At 45.8% G+C, this 22234-nt stretch carries 20 protein-coding genes; 13 read left to right on the top strand and 7 right to left on the bottom strand.

All coding sequences use genetic code 11. The features are described from left to right. Positions 1 to 30: 30 nt before the first annotated feature. The 3 genes from MKY87_RS04020 (at position 31) to MKY87_RS04010 (ending at position 2701) form a co-directional block, all read left to right on the top strand. Positions 31 to 471 carry a MarR family winged helix-turn-helix transcriptional regulator gene (locus tag MKY87_RS04020; RefSeq protein WP_124116267.1) on the top strand — a complete coding sequence of 147 codons (441 nt, stop codon included), beginning with the start codon at positions 31 to 33 and terminating at the stop codon, positions 469 to 471. A gap of 275 nt (positions 472 to 746) precedes the next feature. After that, a complete protein-coding gene (locus MKY87_RS04015; protein ID WP_036613308.1) occupies positions 747 to 1193 on the top strand; it encodes a MarR family winged helix-turn-helix transcriptional regulator in 447 nt (148 codons plus the stop codon). Continuing rightward, complete coding sequence (locus MKY87_RS04010; RefSeq protein WP_091029016.1) at positions 1190 to 2701, top strand: DHA2 family efflux MFS transporter permease subunit; 1512 nt, start codon at positions 1190 to 1192, stop codon at positions 2699 to 2701. Before MKY87_RS04015 ends, MKY87_RS04010 begins: the two co-directional genes overlap by 4 nt. Before the next feature lie 110 nt (positions 2702 to 2811). Here MKY87_RS04010 and MKY87_RS04005 read toward each other — a convergent pair whose 3' ends face one another. The 3 genes from MKY87_RS04005 to MKY87_RS03995 all read right to left on the bottom strand — a co-directional run bounded on the left by MKY87_RS04005 (position 2812) and on the right by MKY87_RS03995 (position 4945). Beyond that, positions 2812 to 3156 (bottom strand): MGMT family protein, encoded by a 345-nt coding sequence (locus MKY87_RS04005; RefSeq protein WP_339790578.1) that lies wholly within the window; start codon positions 3154 to 3156, stop codon positions 2812 to 2814. Positions 3157 to 3347: 191 nt separating this feature from the next. Continuing rightward, on the bottom strand, positions 3348 to 4079 hold the full coding sequence (locus MKY87_RS04000; protein WP_339783055.1) for an RluA family pseudouridine synthase: 732 nt from the start codon (positions 4077 to 4079) through the stop codon (positions 3348 to 3350). 2 nt (positions 4080 to 4081) lie between these two features. Then, entirely contained in the window at positions 4082 to 4945 is an 864-nt protein-coding gene (locus tag MKY87_RS03995) for a class I SAM-dependent methyltransferase (protein ID WP_017687801.1), read from the bottom strand. A gap of 293 nt (positions 4946 to 5238) precedes the next feature. On the opposite strand from MKY87_RS03995, the gene MKY87_RS03990 reads away from it, so the two are divergent. Genes MKY87_RS03990 through MKY87_RS03980 form a run of 3 tightly spaced genes read left to right on the top strand, consistent with a single transcriptional unit; the run spans position 5239 to position 7120 of the window. Then, positions 5239 to 5691, top strand: coding sequence for a flavodoxin (locus MKY87_RS03990; protein WP_017687802.1), 453 nt, complete (start codon positions 5239 to 5241; stop codon positions 5689 to 5691). 5 nt (positions 5692 to 5696) lie between these two features. Then, the gene (locus tag MKY87_RS03985) at positions 5697 to 6503 is read left to right on the top strand and encodes a hypothetical protein (protein ID WP_339783058.1); all 807 of its coding nucleotides are present in this window, start codon (positions 5697 to 5699) and stop codon (positions 6501 to 6503) included. A 50-nt stretch (positions 6504 to 6553) separates the two neighbouring features. Beyond that, positions 6554 to 7120, top strand: coding sequence for a nitroreductase family protein (locus MKY87_RS03980; RefSeq protein WP_133385300.1), 567 nt, complete (start codon positions 6554 to 6556; stop codon positions 7118 to 7120). Positions 7121 to 7139: 19 nt separating this feature from the next. Here MKY87_RS03980 and MKY87_RS03975 read toward each other — a convergent pair whose 3' ends face one another. Together MKY87_RS03975 and MKY87_RS03970 are read right to left on the bottom strand one after the other, a co-directional pair. Continuing rightward, positions 7140 to 8597: a 4-hydroxyphenylacetate 3-hydroxylase family protein gene (locus tag MKY87_RS03975; RefSeq protein WP_339783060.1), complete on the bottom strand. Its 1458-nt coding sequence runs from the start codon at positions 8595 to 8597 to the stop codon at positions 7140 to 7142. Positions 8598 to 8798: 201 nt separating this feature from the next. Further along, the gene (locus MKY87_RS03970) at positions 8799 to 8951 is read right to left on the bottom strand and encodes a DUF1540 domain-containing protein (protein WP_076209985.1); all 153 of its coding nucleotides are present in this window, start codon (positions 8949 to 8951) and stop codon (positions 8799 to 8801) included. A gap of 342 nt (positions 8952 to 9293) precedes the next feature. On the opposite strand from MKY87_RS03970, the gene MKY87_RS03965 reads away from it, so the two are divergent. Beyond that, positions 9294 to 10106 carry an AAA family ATPase gene (locus tag MKY87_RS03965; protein ID WP_339783061.1) on the top strand — a complete coding sequence of 271 codons (813 nt, stop codon included), beginning with the start codon at positions 9294 to 9296 and terminating at the stop codon, positions 10104 to 10106. A 105-nt stretch (positions 10107 to 10211) separates the two neighbouring features. Here MKY87_RS03965 and MKY87_RS03960 read toward each other — a convergent pair whose 3' ends face one another. Both MKY87_RS03960 and MKY87_RS03955 read right to left on the bottom strand, forming a co-directional pair. Beyond that, positions 10212 to 11678: a HAMP domain-containing sensor histidine kinase gene (locus tag MKY87_RS03960; protein WP_339783063.1), complete on the bottom strand. Its 1467-nt coding sequence runs from the start codon at positions 11676 to 11678 to the stop codon at positions 10212 to 10214. Continuing rightward, on the bottom strand, positions 11663 to 12349 hold the full coding sequence (locus tag MKY87_RS03955; RefSeq protein ID WP_036613325.1) for a response regulator transcription factor: 687 nt from the start codon (positions 12347 to 12349) through the stop codon (positions 11663 to 11665). The genes MKY87_RS03960 and MKY87_RS03955 overlap by 16 nt, the downstream gene beginning before the upstream one ends. Before the next feature lie 192 nt (positions 12350 to 12541). On the opposite strand from MKY87_RS03955, the gene MKY87_RS03950 reads away from it, so the two are divergent. From MKY87_RS03950 to MKY87_RS03925, 6 genes are all read left to right on the top strand, one after another. Then, on the top strand, positions 12542 to 13258 hold the full coding sequence (locus MKY87_RS03950; RefSeq protein WP_340963047.1) for a YceI family protein: 717 nt from the start codon (positions 12542 to 12544) through the stop codon (positions 13256 to 13258). A gap of 258 nt (positions 13259 to 13516) precedes the next feature. After that, positions 13517 to 17893: a glycosyl hydrolase 53 family protein gene (locus MKY87_RS03945; RefSeq protein ID WP_340963044.1), complete on the top strand. Its 4377-nt coding sequence runs from the start codon at positions 13517 to 13519 to the stop codon at positions 17891 to 17893. Between the two features lie 451 nt (positions 17894 to 18344). Continuing rightward, complete coding sequence (locus MKY87_RS03940; RefSeq protein WP_062835104.1) at positions 18345 to 19388, top strand: SPFH domain-containing protein; 1044 nt, start codon at positions 18345 to 18347, stop codon at positions 19386 to 19388. Positions 19389 to 19459: 71 nt separating this feature from the next. After that, complete coding sequence (locus MKY87_RS03935; RefSeq protein ID WP_340967374.1) at positions 19460 to 20434, top strand: sugar kinase; 975 nt, start codon at positions 19460 to 19462, stop codon at positions 20432 to 20434. Positions 20435 to 20517: 83 nt separating this feature from the next. After that, positions 20518 to 21237, top strand: coding sequence for a response regulator transcription factor (locus tag MKY87_RS03930; RefSeq protein WP_340963042.1), 720 nt, complete (start codon positions 20518 to 20520; stop codon positions 21235 to 21237). A gap of 23 nt (positions 21238 to 21260) precedes the next feature. Continuing rightward, on the top strand, positions 21261 to 22232 hold the full coding sequence (locus MKY87_RS03925) for a sensor histidine kinase (RefSeq protein ID WP_340963040.1): 972 nt from the start codon (positions 21261 to 21263) through the stop codon (positions 22230 to 22232). Positions 22233 to 22234 lie beyond the last annotated feature (2 nt).

Here is a 22234-nt window from a genome sequence, read left to right as displayed (position 1 = left end):
ATAACCGGTTGCAGAGAGGAGCGATGGAAGATGTATAATTCCGATTTTGCCAAGTGCTGGTCCAGGTTAACCAAAGATTATAAATTGCATATGGATCAAGAGCTGGCACCCTCATTAACGGAGGCTCAGCTGGCTGTTCTGGAGGTACTTGAAGATCATCAGAAGATGAAACCTTCGGATCTGATACCTTATCTGGCGACTACGCCAGCTGCTGTAACCATGCTGCTTGATCGGATGGAGAAGAATGATCTGATTCGCAGGAATCGGGATAATCAGGATCGACGCATTGTGTGGGTATCTCTGTCAGAGAAAGGAAGAATGGAGACAGAGCGGGGAATCACCATCCGTAATGAATTCATGAACTCTGTTCTCAGTAACATTTCGATGCACAATCAACAATTGCTGGTATATCTGTTAGGCAAAATGACAACACCGAAGACCAAAGAGCCTGCCTTATCTACTTCGGTATAATACCATGCTGATTCTTCTGAATAACCATAGGAGTGCCTGCTCGTTTCATGCAGGAACCCTATGGTTATTTTATTTACAAATTACATATGATACACACTGTGTCCAGGTTAGTTGAGTAAAGACATGGATGTAACACAGTTAGTATGTCCTGATATTATTTTTGTGAATTCATATGTAAAGAGTTGACTATGTAAATATTTTTGTTATAATAAATAATTGTTCCCCTGATATTTCGTGTACGAAATATTATATTCCAAAAGTAAAAGGGTGAAACAATGACTGATACGTATGAAGTATTCTATATTATTAATTCGTTCCGCCAAGTGAATCAAATGCTTTTTCGAGCATTTTGGAATGAAAACAAGGAGATCGAGCTGACTTCGATCCAGTTTATGGTGTTATCCATCCTGAGGGAGCGTCCTTCCATTGGCATCAATGAAGTGGCTGAGCTATGCCATATGGGCAGCAGTTCCATGAGCGCTGTTGTGGAGCGACTGGTCAAAGGCGAGTATATCGTTCGCACACGTTCGGATGCTGACCGCCGATCCGTTAAGCTTCAGATTACGGACAAAGGGGAACAGGCCCAACAGGAAACGCACCATTTGTGGATGGAAAGAGTGTCACCCATTCTGGATATATCGAAGGAAGACCTTGAGCACCTACTTAGAATTCATAGTCAAATGATTGAAAAGTTAGAAGGAAGAGAGATGAACAACATATGAGTACGACTACTGCTGCAGCTCCATCCTCAGCGATGGACAACATCAAGAAAGGCCCGATTGTAGCGGCATTGTTAATTGGTGCCTTTGTGGCATTCCTGAACCAAACCCTGATGAACGTAGCGCTTCCTAAAATCATGGAAGACCTCGCGATCAATGCAAACAAAGCCCAATGGTTAACTACGGGTTATATGCTCGTCAACGGTGTACTGATTCCGGTTACGGCATATCTGATTGCCAAATTCTCAACGCGTCAAATTTTTATTACAGCCATGACTCTATTTACCATAGGTACATTAGTCTGTGGTCTTAGTCCAACCTTCACCATTCTGATGGTAGGTCGTGTCATTCAAGCGGCAGGTGCAGGTATCCTGATGCCTCTCATGACCGTTGTATTCCTGACCATCTTCCCGATTGAGAAACGTGGTCAGGCCATGGGAACCATGGGGATCGCGATGATTCTGGCTCCTGCGATTGGGCCTACACTTTCAGGTTATGTGGTTGAGCATTATTCCTGGAGATTGTTGTTCTACATCATCTTGCCATTTTCTATTATTGCAACAGCAATTGGTATTGCTTTTGTCAAAAACGTAACACGTCAGTCCAGACCTAAACTGGATTATCCAGGCGTTATTTTATCTACACTTGGTTTTGGTAGTTTGCTCTACGGATTTAGTGATGCGGGTACCGATGGATGGGGCAGTGCAATTGTCATTGGATGTCTCGTCGTAGGTGCGATATCCCTGATTCTGTTCGTTATTCGTCAACTGACAACAGATCATCCGCTCCTTGAGTTCCGTATTTTCAAATACAACATGTATACATTAACAACGATTATCAATATGCTCGTGACAATGGCGATGTTTGCAGGTATGATCCTGCTCCCTATTTTCTTGCAAAACATTCGTGGATTCTCACCAATTGAATCAGGACTTCTGATGATGCCTGGTGCGATATTAATGGGGATTATGTCTCCAATTACAGGTCGCATATTTGATAAAGTGGGCGCACGCTGGCTTTCGGTTGCAGGTCTTGCCATTACGGCAATTACTACTTGGGGACTTAGTCGCCTGGCAATCGATACTACGTACGGCTACATGATGTTTATATATACGGCTCGTATGTTCGGTATGTCGATGCTGATGATGCCGATCCAAACAGCAGGTCTGAATCAACTGCCTCAGCGTCTGAACGCGCATGGTACCGCGATGTCCAACACATTGCGTACAGTTGCCGGTGCGATCGGTACAGCGATTCTCGTTACCATCATGAGTAGCAAGCTCAAAACACATCTGGCGGATGCAGTGGCTGCTGGCCAAGTTGATCCTAATAATAAGACAGCGATGTTAGCTGCTACAGCAGATGCAACGATTTACGGTGTAAACTATGCATTTATCGTTGCAACGGGAATGACCGTGGTTGCTTTGATCATGGCGTTCTTTATTCGGAAAACAAAACCAGCTGTTGAACCTGTTACTGTAGAACAGGAAAAAGCGACGGCTACAGCATAACGAATATCAGATAAAAACCAAAAAGAGAACTCTAGCAGTTGAAATGGGGTAACCCTAACTGCCTGAGTTCTCTTTTTTTTGGTGTGCGCAATATGAGGAGAGTAATCTTATTATTTGGGCTGGATCGTTGGATCGAGAAGAAATACAGGATCCGGCTCATGACCGAACTGTTTGAGGTTAATGGTTCCGTTCAGTTGAAACTCCACACCTTCGCTAATCAGTTCTGTTTCCTGCATCATGCGCGAGTGTTCGTCCGGTATGGAGATTTCGCCTTTTGCGTTGACGACACGGTGCCAGGGCAGACGTTCCTTGCGGCTCATCGAGTGCAGAATACGTACGACTTGTCTCGCGGCTCTTGGACTTCCGGCATGGGCTGCAATCTGACCGTACGTCATCACTTTACCTTCGGGAATCGCCGCGATGATCGCAACGACTTGTTTGGTAAACGGGGTCATCATGATGTCTCCTTTCTGTCTTAGGTATATAGCTGAAAATATGAAAAAACGTGTCGTTCAGATACAGAATCTGAACGACACGTGATATGGACAGATCTAACCTGATCCTGTGCATTTATAGAGGTTGTTCGATAAAAATGCTTGTGATCCCATCTTCTCGTTACTGAAAACCAGTCTTTTTGAACACGTATTTATAGAGGTTGTCCAAAAGCTTTTTGGTACACAGCAGCTGGCCATTCTGCCCAGGGGAATTCTCTTGCAGGCAAAGATTGCAGAATAACTTCTTCCTTGGTAACTGGATGAGGAAAAGCTGCAATCGCAGACCAGAGAGCGATCTGTTGCCCGGGTTTATTCACGCTTGCACCGTACTTCTGATCCCCGTACAGAGGGCAGCCAATTTCTTTCATTTGCACCCGAATCTGATGAGATCTGCCGGTGTGCAGTTCGATATGAACGAGGCTATATCGGTCTGTCTCCCCAATGACCTGATAATCCAGAACGGCATCCTTACCGCCAGCCGTGCCTTTAGGCACAACAGTAACGGTATTTGTGCGTGCATCTTTCAGCAGCGTGTGTTTTAACGTCCCCTGCTGTGCAGGCAACTTGCCGTGTACAACAGCCGCATATATTTTACGGAAATGGCGTCCCCGCACAGTCTCGGACAATCTCGAAGCTGCTTTGGAAGTCTTGGCAAAAATCATTGCCCCTCCAACAGGACGATCAAGTCGGTGTACTAACCCGAGATAAACATTGCCAGGTTTGTTGTATCGTTCTTTCAGATCCTGCTTCAGCAATGTAAGCAAATCCGGATCACCTGATGCATCTTCCTGGGTAGGTACATTGACCGGCTTCGTAATACCTAACAGATGGTTGTCTTCGAACAGAATCGGAATTGCATCGTGATCATGCCGATGTTCTGACATGATTAAGACTCCCAACGGCCCAGAATACCACAAGGCAGATCCAGACCACTGCGTGTGATTGGCAGACCAATTTCACCTGCAGTAATGTCACCACCGTACTGAGCAGACATGGTCATGGTCAACATGTTGCGCAGAACCGTAGAGGAAATGCCTGTAGTGTAGGAGTTAACCAGCATGAATAATGGATTATCCGACAAGATCGTCATACATGACTTCAAGAAAGGATATAGGTTCTCTTCCAGTTTCCATGTCTCTCCATTAGGGCCACGGCCATAAGAAGGAGGGTCCATAATAATGGCGTCGTAACGATTTCCGCGACGTTGTTCCCGTTGTACGAATTTGAAAACATCATCTGTAATAAAACGAACAGGGCGATCAGCCAGTCCGGATAATTGAACATTTTCCTTGGCCCATTGAACCATGCCTTTAGCAGCATCCACATGCACAACAGAAGCGCCTGCGTAAGCTGCGGCTACCGTTGCTCCGCCTGTATAGGCAAACAGGTTCAAGACAGAAATAGGGCGTCCTGCATTAGAGATTTTATCCATCATCCAGCTCCAGTTGGCAGCTTGTTCAGGGAACAGGCCAGTGTGCTTAAAGCTGGTAGGTTTAATATGGAACTTCAGGTTTTCGTAACCGATCGTCCAGCGCTCGGGAATGGGCTTTTTCATATCCCAGTTACCGCCACCGGAAGAGCTGCGATGATAGTGACCATGCACCTGACGCCATTCATTGGTTTCTTGCTCAAGGGGCCAAATAATCTGTGGATCGGGTCTGCGTAAAATCACATCTCCCCAACGCTCCAGTTTCTCGCCGCCTCCTGTATCGATTACTTCATAGTCCTTCCAATTCTTAGCTACGTACATAATGATTTATCCATCCTTCAAAAGTCATTTGGATACTATTGTACAACAAAAAAGGGCTTGTACGCCAGTTGGGGGACGGGATCATTGAAGGAAGCTATTACATCTGACCTTAAAGGATGAAGTATTTTAGCTGTGTTGAAATCCGAGGTGCGCCATATACTGAAAAACAAAGATAACCAAAAATTTAATTTGACAATGATAATCATTATCACATATGATTTTGTTAATCCAAAATTCATTCTTTCTTCATAGAGAGAATATAACATGATCAAATTAAAGTGAGGGAAAAATAGATGGCTAAATTGTTAGTGGCTTATGCGAGCATGACAGGAAATACAGAAGAAATTGCAGAACTGATCGTGGAAGGAATTACACAGGGAGGCCACGAGGCTGACCTGAAATCCGTAACGGATTGTAATGCATCTGATGTATTGGACTATGACGGATTCATGATCGGTGTGTACACCTGGGGAGACGGGGAGTTGCCAGATGAATTCCTTGATTTCTATGAGGAGCTGGATGAACTAGACTTGAGCGGTAAGAGAGCTGCGGTGTTTGGAAGTGGTGACACCTCGTATGAGCAGTTCTGCGGTGCAGTTGATCTCGCGGCTGCCAAGCTGCAAGAGCGTGGGGCGGAGGTATCTCCAGAGATGTTGAAAATTGAATACAGTCCGCTTGAGCAGGAGAAAGAAACATGCCGTGACTTTGGCAAACGCTTCGCTGCTGCCGGATTACAGGTATCCTAAAGATCATGTTAAGACATAATGTTCAGGCAGCGATGCCAGTCGGAAGGAATGACCTTCCTGAACGTCTGCTTGAAGATTACAGATTGGAAGAAATGCTGCGCAGCCCACACCGATTCATCCGCCCTGAACCAGTGTCTGAGCAGCGTCTTCCACTGCAATGGAGGCACCGTGTACAATATGCGGTGAGCCATGCGGTTAATGCCTTTTACAGTCTCGACCCCGATGTTCGCAAAGAGGTACCTGTACAGTATTTACTTGAGAAGTGGTGGCCCAGAAAGACGGATGGTTTCGAATCTGTTCTCCATTACTGGGATGTGAAGAACAAGATTACGGATGAATTGTCACTCGCCATTGCAATGAACGATGATTTGAAGCATCCAGCCATTCTTTTTGAACAGTGGAGAACGGAGTTACCTTCATTATCCATGCATTTATCGATGATATTTCAGGCGGCCTGGCAGCCAGAAGGCTGGGATTCGCTGCTTATTCAGAAATATATGGTTGTCCATGATCCAAACGTAGTTGAGGCGTTTCAGCATATGGTCAGTGCATTCTGCTGGGAAGCCTTCGGAAAATTACCGGGTATGATCGAGATATACTGCTTGTTGGAAGGACGCAAAATCAGGTACATCCCTGGACGCCAGTCTCTGATACGTTCCATGGACTACATTCGCTTGATACGTGACAGCATGCCGCAAGCAGAAGTGGTGGAATCAGAACAGTTTACGACGCGTGATAAAGCTCGTATCCACGAAGAGGTAGATCGCTGGAGAACGGAAGCTGTTGAACCGAAGAAAACATGGTTGATGTGAAGGCGGTTGAAGGATAGATATATCATGCAGATAGAGGAGGGGAAGTTGCCATGTCTACCGGTCTAAGTCAAGATATAAGCAGCGGCAAGAGACGTGCAGGAACTTGCGAATTCAGTCCGTTGCCAGTACCCCAGTCGGTTATACGAAAGTTGCTTGATGAAGCAGATCCTTCATTATATGTGATGAGTTCAGAACCCTGGAGGTTTATGTTGTTTGCAGGCGAAGGGCGACAGCTATATCTGGAAGCGGTCAGACAGAGCTATCCACCCCATCTGGCTGATCGCTACGGCGATTGGGCTACATATCAATACACGGAAGCAATCCCTACCCATCTGGTTGTCGTGGCGCCTAGAAATGCCCGTGAGGATGATCTTCTGCCGGCCAAAGCCTGGAGCAAACGTTTTAGTATTCTGGCTGCGGAACAGGGTTTGAATGCGGTCTGGAAGATCAATGATTATCAACAACATCCTGTGTTTATGAATTTGATGGGTTTGACAAGTGAAGAGAAGGTGCTGGGGGTATTCCATATCGGTTACGGAGACCAGCCTGCATCGCGGGATATGGATGCAAGCAGACCAGCCTCTGAACTGATGACGGTCTATGACCATCTGGTATAAAAATGATTCATTGGTTCTCTTATTTGCTGGTGTTGAATAGAAAATCACGAACGAGCTGACGATTCGTCTGATCTTTGTTGTAGACGGAGAACAATCGATTGGACACCGTAAGGACATTGCCAAAAAAGAATCGTTCGAATTGGGTCTGTCTGCCCCCGAATGATCCAGCCCCAAGCTCCCAGACCAGGCGAAACAGAGCGTTGCGTTCGTGAGAAGCCATATCGTTCCCTTTCAGATATATATTCAGTGACGGAGCGACATCGGATTGAAACTCTTCTTCCTGAGGGATCATAATCACCCCGCTCGAACCCAAGAGTTGCAAAATTTCAATCATCTCAGGATAAAGTTTCGGAAAAAGGAGATTGGCTGCCATCAATGGTTTGGGTGCAGGTAATACAAATCCTCTTCCGTCTGGTATTGCACCTGCCTCCGCGGCCAAAGCCAATGCTTTTAACGATTCAAGACCTGCGAACACACGTGCAGATTTCTCTATAACATGTGCTTCCGTATTCAGATCCAGCGTATCCGTGAGAAGCTGGATTGTACCGAGAACAAATTCCGTCTTGGCTATATAACGACACAATACCTGATGACCTGCATGAATATGAAAGTTGCTACCACTGAAGAGACGCGAGGACATTTCCTCACTTCCTGCAAAAAATATCCGTTCATGCGGAACGAGCACCCGGTCAAAGATGACGATATTGTCCATTTCTTCATATCTGGAACTCAGAGGATAGTTGGTGTGAGATTCGGCTGCGTAAGTATCCCTGCATACCAGAGTGATTCCCGGAAGATCATTAGGGACAGCAAAAGAGAATGCAAATGGATTTTCGTCATCAAATGGGGCGGGAGAAGGTGACGGATAGACAAAAATCTCATCCGAAGTGGCAGCTTGTGTAGCCATCATGAATGCACCGCTAATAATGAGGCCTTCCTCGGTGCGATCTACGACCTTTGCGGCGATAGCATCCTCAGTAGCATCCAATTGCCCTGAGATTTTGCTGGCATATGGCTGAATGAAGGCATGGGATAACGTGATATCATGATCACGGCAGTACGCATAATAATTTTTGAGATTTTCTGCATATTGGGGAGATAATTCGTTCAGGAGATCGGCACCTGTGTAAAAGGACATTATGGCTGTATTCATGTAATCGGGTGAGCGACCAAGAAAGCCATGATGGACATTTGCCCAGATATTCATCCCTTCCCGTCGTTTACGGAGGTCATCGGCACTCGTTGGAGGCAGGAAGGATATGCCCACAGGTTTGCCGTCTGCCGGGGAGGCATACGTCATCTTTTCCGCAAATTGAGGGTCAGATTGCAGATCATACATGTACATCTGAGTCTCCATTAAACCAGCAAATGCTACATGTTCAGAGCGTTTTCCAGTAATAAGGTTACCTTTGTACCAGCAAGGGACGGACTGTGCATCAATTCGTTCGCGATACTGTGTGCCACTTTTAACAGGCATTATTATTCACCTCTTGGTTCTAATCGTTCATGGGCATACTGACTTCTTACGTAGTGTACGTAGGTCATCTGTCCAATGTGCATTGAAGAGGTGAGAAGGATTTTTACAGAATAGGGCTTGATAATAATTATCATTCTTGTTACAATAGACAAAGAAAAAAGGAACCGGTAAGGGCTCCTTTAAGTGGATCACATGAATTACTTATTTTACTTCAAAAGTCTTACAGTCTGTTTCAGCAGACTGACTTGCTTCTTTGTTACTGTGACTCACGATGTAGATCGAAGAAGCGTTACATTTGTTCTCTTGAGCCCAGTGACGACAGGAATTAACTTCACACAATACGTCTTTTGCCATGATTGTTAACCTCACTTTTAATTGGATTACAGTCGTTGGTATAAAGAATCCGGATATAACAAGTTGCCGCTTGCGAATCTGGAAAATTTTTGCTCTCTCACGAAATTCGGAGGGCTTTTTTGCGTTATACACAACGATGCACTCTTAGAATAGCAAATTTTATTAAAGCTTGCAACCAAATGACTTCCTTCTGTGGCAAAATAGTGTACATGCTGTGGTTATATTTGCAAAAAGGCAGTATTGTGCTATTATTTAATAGTAATAATTACGATTAAAAGTCTAAGTGGTTCTATATAACTTGAATCACGGACTGAAACCATAAATGAAGGAGCATGTGTTTACATGAGCAAAATGAACCATATGAACCGGATTCCCCGCGCAAAAGGGATCGATATGGCCGCTTTTTACACGCCAAAAGAGTGTAGGCGCAAAGCCCAGCATATTGTATTTTCCGCTGAAAATGAGCGTATCATTAACGAATTCATCACCATTCTGGGCATGAAAGAGAAGTTCAGAGAACATGATGTATCAATCCCCAACAAAATGGTCATGTTCGGTCCTCCCGGTACAGGGAAAACATTAACGGCATCACATCTGGCGGAGCGCCTTGATCTGCCACTGGTACTCGTGAGATTGGATGCAATCATTCATAGCCATCTTGGAGAGACGGGGAGTAATGTACGCAAGTTATTCGAATATGCACGAATGAATCCCTGTGTGTTATTTCTGGATGAATTTGATGCCATAGGCCGTACGCGTGAGAGCAATGATGAAGTGAAAGAGATGGCGCGTGTCGTCAATACGTTGTTGCAATGTCTGGACGAATTCGATGGGGACAGTATTCTGGTCGCTGCGACGAATCTGGAAACCCAACTGGATCATGCCATCTGGCGGCGTTTTGATACGAAGATGACCTATGGAATGCCTGATGATTCAAGTCGCAGATTGTATATCAGCAAGTTGGTGGGATCATTTGAACAGGAGACCCGGCTGGAAGATTACATATGTGAACGCTTGGCAGGGTGCAGTTATGCGGATATAGAGCAGATCGTTTTGAAAGCAAAGCGGAAAGCAATCATTGCCAGTAGTACACTTCATAAGCAACTGATCTCGGATGCTTATGATGAATACAGGCCACGTGTCTTAGAGTGTTGACTGCTTCCGTTTTGGATAGTTTGGATAAAGCAACAAGGAACAACGCTGAAATAGCCCAGTCTCCTGAATGGAATCCTGGGCTATTTGTCATGTTAGCATGTTGCGTTACACTTTAACGGCTGCTCCGTATGCTTTTTCTGTATTCATGGCTTCTTGTGTTGCAGTCCAGCGTGGCAGGCTTAATCTGAACATGCTTCCTTCCGGGCTGCTGGAGACAAGTGTCAGCTCACCGCCTTGTTCCTGAGCAAGTAGGCGGCTATATGTTAATCCTAGCCCCAAGCCGCGGTTACGACGTTTCTTGAGCTCTCCACGATAGAAGCGTTCGAAGATCTTGGGTTGGTCTTCAGCCGCGATACCTGTGCCGTTGTCCTTGACATCAACGTACAGCATCTGTTCTTCTGCGTGTAGATAAATATCGAAGACAGCCTTTTGTTCAGGAGCTGTGGCATGAAGCGCGTTATTAAGCAAATTTACAATGATCTGCTGAATGCGCAGAGCATCCCCCATGGTAAAGAAGTTGACTGGAGGGGAGTGCAGCTGAACCTCTGGCATTTTGTCCTCATAAGCAATCTTCCACTGATAGATGATCTCACCGACCAACAGCTTCAGATCCGTTCGTTCCTTGCGAACGGCAACACTTCCTGCAGCCATGGCGTTATAGTCAAGCAAATCTGCGACCATACGCTCCATACGTTCAGACTCCTTCAAAGCGATATCCAAAAATTCTTTCCCTTCCTGTGGACTCACGACATCGTCACGTACTGCCATAACAAGCCCCTTGATGGAAGTTACCGGTGTCTTGAGTTCATGACTGACCCCTGCCAGCGAAAGTGTACGCCATTCTTCGAGTTGTCGGAGACGAGTCGCCATATCTCGAAATGAATTTACAAGTTCATTGATCTCACGTTCTCGTGTATTCAAGTCAAGGCTCACATCATAATTGCCACCTCGAATCTGCTCAGCGGCATAGGCGACCTGACGAATAGGTCTAGATAACTTATTGGACAGGAGATAGATTGTAAACCATCCACAGAGGATTAGTCCTCCGAGGATTAGAGCCACGAGCCATATCGTCTCTGGACCAAATGTAATGGATTGTTTGGACTGCATAACCCATACTTTACCCAAGGTTTGATCTCCCTCGGATATGTTGACCGTTACACCTGCATATTTGTTGTTTCGCGGTTCAAGATAGTCATCTGACAGTCGATAATGCACATCTTTTTGCTCCATTTTAGGCTGGGAAAAGATCAATTGATTGTTATTGTCCAAGATCATGACACAAAAATAATGATCTGTATTAAATAGTTTCTCTCGCTTGGTTACCAGTCTGTCAAGATCGGGTGGAACACGAAGTATATTATTTTCACTGGTCACATGATCGGCAATCTCCAGACCAAGCAGTTCTGCGGTTTTGAGGCTTTTTTCAATAGAAGTTGTTCGAATCCAGTAGAGTGCCCCTGCCGCAATAATCGTGAAACCAATGCACAAAATGAGAAAATATCGCAGTGTCCAGTGTGACAGAATGGATATCGTCCGTTTGTTTTTTTTCTGTTTCAGTTGGCGATCCAAAATTGATACCCCATTCCTCGCAACGTCCGAATTTCTCCCGTCTCTGGCGACCAGTGGGAGAGGGCTTGACGAAGTCGTTTAATCGATAGATCCACAGCACGGTCACTGCCATCGTAGTCCATCCCCCATACCTGTTCAATAAGATGATCTCTGGTAAATGTACGATTCGGATAATCGGACAGGAAGAACAGTAACGACAGGTCACGAGGTGTGAGTGCAACCTCTGCACCGTTCAGCAGCACCTGCTTGGCAGCAAGATCAATGACGAGATTTCCAAAGGAACGCTTCTCTTCGCCACCTGATGTCCAATGTGGATTACGGCGCAATACCGCATTAACTCTGGCGACCACTTCTTCCGGTACAAAAGGTTTGCTCATATAATCGTCAGCACCGGCATTTAATCCGTTGAGACGGTCTGAAATGTCATCCAGTGCGGTTAGCATGATCACGGGACAAGCACTTTTTTCACGAATAATCCGCAGCAGATCCCATCCGTCCATTCCTGGCAGCATCACATCAAGTAATACCAGGGAAGGCGTTACGGTATCAAAAAGGGTAAGTGCAGTCGGTCCATCTGCTGCATGATGAACTTCAAATTCTGCTTTTCTCAGATAAGCAGCCAGTACTCGTGCAATAGCTTGTTCATCCTCGACGATAAGTATGGATTTCAAGAAAAGCGTTCTCCTTTCGCTGAGTAAACTTGTACTGATTTTACATGAGCTAGAGCGTAAAGCCAATCCTGTATTACGGATTTGAAAAAAATATGGGACTTGTCTTATCTTGACTTCTTCCTGACACATTCAATTGATATGATTCACTCCAACAAGCAATCTAAACAATAATATACTGGAGGAAACATACAGATGAACAAGAAAGCAAAAGCATGGCTTATTACAGGTGTGGCGGCGGTTGCCGTAATTGGTGGCGGGGGTTACTATCTCGCAAATAGCTACTTGGGGAACAACGTGGAGATTGAACAGGTGCTTCCTGCCAGCACAGCAACTTCCACAACAACTGTAGATAGCACAGGAACGGCTGTAGCCAATGAAACTGCAGGAGCAGAGCAACTGAACGGAGACTGGAACATCAGCGAAGGTTCCAAAGTATACTTCTCCGTAACCACTTCACAGGAGACGGTTAATTTTGTGGACGAGCAGGTAACAGGGAATTGGACAATAAATTTAGACGATGCTTCTCAGATGAAGGCAGAAGGACAGATCGAGATGGACGGAATTGATTCCGGGAATGGACAGCGTGATGGTCACGTGAAGCAAGCGGATTTCTTCGACATTGCTACGTATCCACAAGCGACATTTACAGCGACTTCATTTGAAGGGGTACCTGCGGAATGGCCTGTCGGTCAAACGGTTGATATCAAAATGAATGGTACGATTACGGTTAAAGGTATTGAAAAAGAAGTAACTTTTGACGCAAAAGCTGCTTATGAGAATAATGCAGTATTGTTGTCGGCAACATCCATGGTAACGTTCGAAGATTTCGGAATGGAAAATCCACACTCCGTTGTGCTCTCAACTGAAAATGATATCCAGGTACAGCTTGAATTGAAACTTACTAAATAAGTGTAACAATGATCATATACCTGAAAATCTGTTCTGTTCTGCCTTACGGTAGACGGACAGATTTTTTTGTTTCTTTTGCAAAATAGTGTGATTAATATAGCTCAAATGTAACTGTCACAGGATCATATTGTTAAAATAACTGCTGTTTCCTTTGGATTATGCCGTGTCGCCTATCACTATTAAGCGCTTACAATGAGGAGGATTCATAACATTCATTGATCCATGCACAATCAAACACAAAAAGGGGGGAGATCAAGAGTGAACAAAAGGTACATAAGCGGGTGTCTGGTGTTACTGATACTATTCTGTGATCTGGGACTGATGGTTCGTCCAGCGGCTGCAGAAGATGCAAAAGTCAACGTGGCACTTAACAAGCAGGTTACGGTAAGCACAGAATATTTGGAGTGGGGGAGTAAGAAGGAGCACTTGGTTGATGGTAAAAGTGACACGCATTGGGCTGCTAAGGCTGGAGTGACAACGGAACAACCACAGTGGGTCATGATTGATCTGGGTGAGGCCTACAATCTGTCCGGAGCGGAAATAACGTGGAGAGAAAACACGGTTGTGAAATATATGGTAGAAACATCTGCTGACCAGCAGGCATGGACCAACGTTGTTGATCAAAGTGAAAATGCCGATCCTAAACAGATCGCTGATCTGACGTTTGAGCAGAATGATGTGCGATACATCAGACTGAACATCTCCTTTTACAAGGGTGAAGGAGTCTGGCCGGAAATATTGGAGTTCAAAGTGTGGGGAGAATCAGAAGGCACTGAACCAGCCAATATTAAAGGATATGATGAGATCGAAGTGAGAACGGTGACAAGAAGTGCGCCAATTCTGCCTAATCAGGTAAAAGCATGGTACCAGAATGGAAAATCAGGAATGGTTCCAGTGGAATGGGACAGTATTGACCCTTCAGAGTACGCACATGCGGGCAGCTTTACCGTGACAGGTGCGGTATATGGTGCGCCTCCAGAGCCTCAGCTTAAAGCTAAGGTGATCGTTGAGGGATATCGTGAAGACTATGTTAGAGGTGTCGATATTTCCACGTTAACGGCCATTGAGGCTAAAGGCGGAAAATATGTGGACAGCAACGGTACACAGCGTGATTTGCTCGATATTCTCAAGGATCGTGGTGTCAATTACGTACGCCTTCGTCTATGGAATGACCCGCAGAAATCCGGGGGCTTTAACGATAAGAAAGATGTAATTGAGCTAGCCGCACGGGTGAAAGCAAAAGGAATGAAAGTGCTGCTTGATTTCCATTATTCTGACGAGTGGGCTCATCCGGGACAGCAACTTCGTCCTAAAGCTTGGGAAAGTTATACTTTCGATCAATTGAAACAAGCTGTATATGATTATACGTATGAAGTTGTAAGTGAGATGAAAGCCGAAGACGCTATGCCTGATATGGTGCAGATCGGTAACGAAATCAACAGTGGTCTTCTGAACGGCTTGAGCAGTGACGTGGATTTCAACGAAAATGTTGCCTTGCTGAAAAGCGGAGTCGATGCTGTACGTGCAGTAGAAGGAGAGATGACCGATAACGCGGATAAGGTGAAGATTATGATCCATCTGGCTGAAGGCGGCAAGGTGGATACATTCAAATGGTACTTTAAAGAGTTAAGTGATGGCGGACTGGACTATGACATTATCGGACTGTCGTATTACCCGTTCTGGCATGGGACGTTTGCGGATGTACAGAAAACGATGAACGAAGTGTCAGTCGAGTTTGGCAAAGATGTTATTATCGCTGAAACGTCCTATCCATTTTCCTATAAAAACGGGGATGCTCATGGCAATATCATCGGATCGGATGAAGCGCTTCATGTCGGTGGAGCAGACTTTCCCGCAACCGTTCAAGGTCAATATGATGCCATCGCCGGCATTATGGACATGATTGCGAACGTGCCGAATAATCATGGTGCAGGTTTCTTCTACTGGGAGCCGGCGTGGATTCCGGCCGGTGTAGGCTGGATTGCATCCGAAGGGAATGCTTGGGAGAACCAAGCGATGTTTGACTACGATGAATTTCCGGCTAACGGCGGGCATTCGTATGAAGGCAGAGCATTATGGTCCCTTGATGTGTACAAACGTGGATTGAGTCTTCTGCCCGCAGACCGCCAGCAACTGGATGCGGCACTTACACGAGCCAAATCATTGGTACAGACTGATTTTACTCCGGAAAGCTGGGTGACTCTGGCTCCGGCAATCTCGGCAGCGAAAGATGTATACCAACAGGCATACACGCCGGGTGGGGTGACTCAAGCAGATACAGATGCAGCGACAACAGCATTGGAACGTGTGATGCAGCAGATGCAAGTTATCGCCCCGCAGCTTGACGAGCTCAGAGCTAAAATAGCGGAAGCGCGCACGTATCAGCAGACTGACTGGTCTGCGGCCACTTGGGCGGTATTGACCAAAGCGCTGGAAGGCGCTGAGCAGGTCTTGAATGATCCTAGAGCGACACAGACGGATGCGAATACAGCGGTTAAACGTTTGCATGATGCCATTGATGGTCTATCCAATGTGGACAAAACACAACTGCACCAGTACATTCAACAAATGCAGCAGCAGACTAAATCTTCCTATACACGCCGGAGCTGGTCTGTATTGGAACAGTCTTTGCAGGCAGCGATTCAGGTCCGAGATAACAATGCTGTTGTTCAGTCTGAGGTGAATTCAGCACTGAATACGTTGAAACAAGCCTTTACTAGTCTGGTCTCTCTGGAGGCTTTAACAACGGGCAAAACGGCAACGGCTTCGAGCAGTGCAGGGACAGGAGGCAATCAAGCCAACTCTCCTGAAGGTGCAATTGACAACAATCCAAACACTTCATGGGGAACAGACCAGAGTAAGGATAGCTGGTGGCAAGTGGATTTGGGTCAGGTTGCTAACCTCCGTAAAATCGAAATGTCGATGTGGAGTGGCGGCATCAAATATACGATCGAAGTGTCCAACGATAACAAAAATTTTGTGAAAGTAGTGGACACCACAAGTGATGTTGTTGTATCGACCGCACCTAGCCATGTACTTCCAGAAGGCACGGAGGGACGTTACATTCGGGTAAGGATTAAAACAGGTCCCACATGGGTAGGATTCATGGAATTTGAAGCCTACGGTACGTTCCCAGCGGACAAATCTGCACTGCAAACTACTGTAGATACCGCTGAGAAATTAAAACAAACCGAATACACGACATCAAGCTGGAATGTATTCAGTAAGGCACTTTCTGAAGCGAAGGCATTCATTCTGGATGTTGAAACTTCAACGCAAGATGTGAGCAATGCGGATCGTGCGTTACAAGATGCTGTGAGTAAACTTGTACGTCTAGATGTAACACCTGGCCCTGGCCAGCCATCCCAACCAAGTGAACCATCACAACCGTCCAACCCGGGAACAGCCCCTTCAACGGGGAATCCGGCTGTAACAACACCGGCTGAACCTGGTAATCCGCCAGCGAAGGGTCTAATAACGGTAAAAGGAACAGCAACCGGGGATGACAAGTATTCGATTCGTCCAGATGTATCTCAATTAACTCAGGCACTGCAATCCATGGATGCAGGAAATCGTACGTTGAAACTGCTTGCAGATGTACCCGACACAGCCAAGACAGTCACATTCCAGTTGGCTGCAAGTCAACTGGCAGCATGGATTCGTTCCGAGGAAGTGAAATCCCTGGATGTAGTTGTAGGACAAACTACCGTTCGTGTTCCTCTAAAATCACTCCCGCTAACCATTGCGGAGACTGCGGGAACGTTCGACATCGTAGTGGCAAAAGGATCGACAGATACACTGTCCACATCGCAAAAAGCAGCGATCGGTAATCACGCAATTGTTGATGTGAATCTGTTAATGAACAATAAGCCATTGCAATGGACAAACAGAGCGGTTGAAGTTGCCCTATCCAATGTGGAGCAACCTAAAAAGAATGATGTAGTTATGGTTGTACATTCCGTATCTCCAAGTGGTGAAATGAAACCTGTTATGTATTCCAAGTACGATGACAAGACAAAAACGATGGCGTTCAAACCGCTGGAATCGGGCAGTTATGTCATTGCAGAAGTTGAAGTGCCATTACATGATCTGCAAAATCACAATTGGGCTCTCCAAGAAGTGCAGAACCTCTACGGGAAGGGAATTATTACGGGGATGAGTGCAACACGTTTTGTCCCACAAGGTGAACTGACCAGAGCACAATTTTTGCAAATGATTATTAAAGGTATTGGTGATGTACGCCAGCCCGATCCATCTATCTCAATCCCAACAGATGTGAAGGAAGGGCAGTGGTATGCCGATTCAGTACGACTCGGAATTGAAATGAACATTATTCAAGGCCGGGCGGATGGAAGCTTTGGAGCCAATGAACGTATTTCACGAGAAGATATGGCCGTTATGCTGAACAGAGCACTGAAGGTTGTACAGCGTGATGTTGCGACCAATTCTGTACAAGGAGATATGGTGTTTGTAGACAACGCCGAGATCGCCGGGTATGCAAAAGAAGCTGTAGCTTCGATGCAACAACTTGGACTGCTGAACGGCATGCCTGATGGCACGTTTGCTCCGAAAGAAACAGCGAACCGTGCACAGGGTGCTGTTGCAATCGCGAGACTGATGGAACAACTGTATTAGAGATAGTTCAAAAAGTCCGTTTTTATTATGAAGGATGCCTGGTGCATCATCAGCATGCATTAATAGAAAATAACGTAGCAGGTAAAGAGATCGAATCAAATGATTCGATCTCTTTATTTTTTTGTGAAAAGAGATTATATAAGTTTAACTATTGATTTACACGATAACGGAGAGGACAGAAAAACTGAAAAAGCGAAGCGTTCGCCTTTATCACCGGATTTTCCCTTTAGAAAAGGGAATCGAAAAAATCTGGGGATAACAGCGATTAGAAGGTTATTCTGTCAGCGGAGTGTCAGTGTAAATAATCTTTAGTTCAACTTATATAGAACGGACCCGCTTTCTTTAAATAGGCATATAAACATTTTGTTAATGTCGTATTGACAATATCAAATTCATTTGTTATCATTTCGATAATATCAAAACGACAATATAAAGAAATGGGGAATGAGCCATGTTTGGATTCCGATTTGCGAAATTTCAACCCAGTGAGTATGTCATGAAAGTGAAAAATGGTGAGGTACAACGTCAAGGTGTCGGATTGTCTTTCTATTATTATGAGCCGACCACATCGGTAGTGGTTCTACCCGTGTCCTCGGTGGATGTACCATTCATGTTCGAAGAGATTACAGCGGACTATCAGACGGTTACTGTGCAAGGGCAGCTAAGCTATCGCATAGTGGATTATTTGAAAATAACCCAGAGTCTGAATTACACGTACAATTTGCGCAAAAATCGGTATATCTCCGACGACCCCGGCAAGCTGGACCAACGGGTGATCACCACAGCAAAAGTACTAACCAAGAAACATCTGGAGCAAATGCCGCTGAAGGAGGCCATTCAATCCAGTGAACGGCTGGCAAGCAGCATGAAACGTGAAGTTGTGCAAAGTGAAGAGTTGGAGAAACTGGGCGTTGAGCTGATGAGTCTATCCATTCTGGCCATTCTGCCTAATAAAGAGACGATGCGTGCATTGGAAGCACAAGCGCGTGAAGAGATTTTGCGTCAAGCAGATGAAGCGCTCTATGTGCGTCGCAATGCATCGATTGAACAAGAACGCAGAGTGAAAGAGAACGAACTGAACACCGAAATTGCCGTAGAGACAAAGAAACAGCAAATTCGCGAGACCCAGTTGCAGGCTGAGCGCTCGGTGAAACAGAAACAAAACGAGATGGAGCAGGAGCAGCTTCAATTCAATACAGCGATGGAGGAACGTAAGCAACAACTGATTGAGTTAACCATTGCCAATCACAATGCGGAAGCGGATGCCAAAGCGTATGAGATTGCTGCCGTGATGAATTCACTGCAAAATGTACAGCCAAATGTACTGCAAGCGATGGCAAACATGGGCATGAATTCCGATAAGCTGATCGCACTCGCGTTCCAGGAACTGGCTGAAAATGCAGGCAAGATCGGACAGCTTAATATCTCGCCGGATCTGTTGCAGGGATTAATGTCTCCCGCGCCGGGCAGAGATCAGGGAGGTCGAGCGAGATGAGATTAGGAAGAAGAGAGCAAGCAGAACAGGCAGGGAAATCTGAACCTCAGCAGCCTGCGGCAGATGATCGAATGAGCGAACATAAACTGATTCTGGTGAAGCGCCGGACCAGACTGGAAGAACTGGTGGTTCGATATAACACGGTGCAGCAAGCTCAGTTCTATATTGAACGTCTGGGCGCAGACTTCAGTGATTATATGGAGGAAGACCGTCGTTATCGGCTATCTGTGCAGCAGGCACAGCAGCAACTGGGACAGTTGGGTCGTGTACAGACGATTGATCGGGAACATGTACCCAATTTTATCTTTGGAGAGCAGGATATCGTGGTTGTGGTCGGACAGGATGGGCTTGTAGCCAACACCCTCAAATATGTAACCGAGCAGCCGCTCATTGGTGTGAACCCGGACCCGATGCGGTGGGATGGGGTATTATTACCTTTTACTGTGGAGGATCTCAGCTTCATTGTTCCTGATGTCATTCGAAAGCAACGAACCTTGAAAGAAGTCACTCTCGCCAAAGTGGAACTCAATGATGGACAGTATCTATATGGTGTGAATGATCTGTTCATTGGCCGGAAGACACATGTATCGGCACGTTATGAAGTGCGTTTGGGTTCATCCGCAGAACAACAATCCTCCAGTGGTATCATTGTATCCACAGGTATGGGATCAACAGGCTGGTTCAAAAGTGTGCTGGCCGGAGCCACCGGAATTGTAGGGTCGGCGGCATGGCAGAACTTGAATTCCGAAGCTGAGGCCGCTACAGTATCCGCATCCATTCATGGAAGCAGGCAGGAGTTGAATCATTTTAACTGGGATGCGCCGTACTTATATTTTTCAGTACGTGAACCGTTTCCGAGCCGGACGACAGCTGCCAATCTGGTGTTTGGACAGATTCATTCAAAGCAACCATTGCACATTGTATCCCAGATGCCAGAGGATGGTGTTATATTCAGCGATGGGGTTGAGCAGGACTTTCTTGAGTTTAACTCAGGGGTGGAAGCTATTATTGGGTTGGCAGAGAAGAGGGGGCGTCTCGTAGTCTGACCCTTTATTTCCAAGCCGTTTCCGACTAGAATGGGTAACTAGATGTGATACATTGACGTCAGGAAACGGAAAGAGGGTTAACGATGCAGTCGATATTGTTGGTTGAAGATGATGCCAAGCTTGCAGGATTGCTGGCGGCTTATCTGACCCGAAATGGATTTCAGGTACAGGTCACAGATGATTTCCGTCATGTATTGGATGAATTTGTGAAGATGGAACCGGATCTGGTGCTGATGGATGTGAATTTGCCTCAATACGATGGCTACTATTGGTGCAGACAGATACGCACACATTCCATATGTCCCATTTTATTCATATCCGCTCGGGATAGTGGTATGGATCAGATTATGGCATTGGAACATGGAGCGGATGATTATATTACAAAACCTTTTCAATATGAAGTCGTTCTTGCCAAAGTCCGCAGTCAGCTGCGCAGAGCCTATGGTTCTTACGCTGCTGTGCAGCAGGAAGCAAAGGTGAAGAACGGTCCCATGATCCTTTATCCTGAGCGATTTGTATTGGAATATGATGAACGCTTAACAGAGCTGACACAGAAGGAAGCCATACTGGTGGAAGCGCTGATGGCGAAGGCAGGGCGAGTGGTCAGCCGGGAAAAATTACTTGAACAGATGTGGGAAGATCAACATTTTATTGATGATAATACGTTGAATGTATATATTACACGTGTTCGCCGGAAGTTGAAGGAGCTGGGTGCAGAAGAGATTTTGGAGACGGTTCGCGGAGCGGGTTATCGTGTGTTGGATCTGGATTCGTCCTCACAGGGGAAAGGGAAAGGGAAATGAGACTTTTCCTGAAAGACCACCAGATGTTAGTTGGATTCTATGTGCTGCAGATGTTGCTGGTTCCATGTGTGTATTGGCTCTCTGGTGAAGATCGCCCGATGAAAATTGTCCTCTATGGCGTGCTGATCAGTACCGTTGTGCTGATGGTCTATCTGATCATACGTTACTTCCAGCTACGAGCATATTATCATCTCCTTGAACAACCACGTAAACGGGTAAACGAGCCCTTTCAAACGCTTGGAAATTCGGTTGTGGCGGAGGCCGTCCAGGAATTGTTACATGAACTGGAGCGTAATCGGCAGAACGAGATAGGTCAGTTATGTACTAGCAAGGAGCAGCAGGTGGTATTCATGAATCGCTGGGTTCATCAGATGAAGACACCGTTGTCTATTATTCAACTGACCTTGGAAGATGTGGAAGATGAGACAGCTGGCAGCATTCAGGATGAGCTGGATAAAATGCGCAAAGGACTTGAAATGGTCTTGCATTCATCCCGGCTTGAACAGTTTGAAGGAGATTTTCGTGTGGAGCTGTTGTCTATGCAAGAAGTGCTTCGAAGCAGCATTGCAGAGAACCGACGTTTGTTTATACGCAGAGGCATTACGCCGGATATCCGTATAGAGGAAGAACTTCAGATCTACAGTGACTCCAAGTGGCTGCGGTTCATGTTCACCCAGATCCTGACCAATGCCGTGAACTATTCCGATAGCAAATCAGGCAAAAAAGTGATCATTACAGGCTATAAGCAGGAAGAGCGTACAATCCTGGACATTCAGGATGAGGGAATCGGCATCTCGTCCGAGGACATTCATCGTGTGTTCAATCCCTATTTTACAGGCGAACGAGGCAGACAATACCACGAATCCACAGGGATGGGGTTATACCTGGTCCGTGAGATCAGTGCCCGACTGGATAATCGTGTGGAGTTGTTTTCGGAGCCGAATGAGGGAACATTGGTCAGATTCAGCTGGGTTCAATCGAAATATCCGAAGTGAAG

This window comes from Paenibacillus sp. FSL R7-0198 (assembly GCF_038000415.1).
Classification (GTDB): domain Bacteria; phylum Bacillota; class Bacilli; order Paenibacillales; family Paenibacillaceae; genus Paenibacillus.
The sequence above is the reverse complement of the archived record's forward strand: the minus strand, read 5'-3'. Positions and strand labels throughout refer to the sequence as shown.

Bases quoted from the DNA above. Each gene is read 5' to 3' on its own strand.
- MKY87_RS04020 (WP_124116267.1), top strand. From the start codon at position 31: ATGTATAATTCCGATTTTGCCAAGTGCTGGTCCAGGTTAACCAAAGAT.
- MKY87_RS04015 (WP_036613308.1), top strand. From the start codon at position 747: ATGACTGATACGTATGAAGTATTCTATATTATTAATTCGTTCCGCCAA.
- MKY87_RS04010 (WP_091029016.1), top strand. From the start codon at position 1,190: ATGAGTACGACTACTGCTGCAGCTCCATCCTCAGCGATGGACAACATC.
- MKY87_RS04005 (WP_339790578.1), bottom strand. From the start codon at position 3,156: ATGACCCCGTTTACCAAACAAGTCGTTGCGATCATCGCGGCGATTCCC.
- MKY87_RS04000 (WP_339783055.1), bottom strand. From the start codon at position 4,079: ATGTCAGAACATCGGCATGATCACGATGCAATTCCGATTCTGTTCGAA.
- MKY87_RS03995 (WP_017687801.1), bottom strand. From the start codon at position 4,945: ATGTACGTAGCTAAGAATTGGAAGGACTATGAAGTAATCGATACAGGA.
- MKY87_RS03990 (WP_017687802.1), top strand. From the start codon at position 5,239: ATGGCTAAATTGTTAGTGGCTTATGCGAGCATGACAGGAAATACAGAA.
- MKY87_RS03985 (WP_339783058.1), top strand. From the start codon at position 5,697: ATGTTAAGACATAATGTTCAGGCAGCGATGCCAGTCGGAAGGAATGAC.
- MKY87_RS03980 (WP_133385300.1), top strand. From the start codon at position 6,554: ATGTCTACCGGTCTAAGTCAAGATATAAGCAGCGGCAAGAGACGTGCA.
- MKY87_RS03975 (WP_339783060.1), bottom strand. From the start codon at position 8,597: ATGCCTGTTAAAAGTGGCACACAGTATCGCGAACGAATTGATGCACAG.
- MKY87_RS03970 (WP_076209985.1), bottom strand. From the start codon at position 8,951: ATGGCAAAAGACGTATTGTGTGAAGTTAATTCCTGTCGTCACTGGGCT.
- MKY87_RS03965 (WP_339783061.1), top strand. From the start codon at position 9,294: ATGAGCAAAATGAACCATATGAACCGGATTCCCCGCGCAAAAGGGATC.
- MKY87_RS03950 (WP_340963047.1), top strand. From the start codon at position 12,542: ATGAACAAGAAAGCAAAAGCATGGCTTATTACAGGTGTGGCGGCGGTT.
- MKY87_RS03940 (WP_062835104.1), top strand. From the start codon at position 18,345: ATGTTTGGATTCCGATTTGCGAAATTTCAACCCAGTGAGTATGTCATG.
- MKY87_RS03935 (WP_340967374.1), top strand. From the start codon at position 19,460: ATGAGCGAACATAAACTGATTCTGGTGAAGCGCCGGACCAGACTGGAA.
- MKY87_RS03930 (WP_340963042.1), top strand. From the start codon at position 20,518: ATGCAGTCGATATTGTTGGTTGAAGATGATGCCAAGCTTGCAGGATTG.
- MKY87_RS03925 (WP_340963040.1), top strand. From the start codon at position 21,261: ATGTTAGTTGGATTCTATGTGCTGCAGATGTTGCTGGTTCCATGTGTG.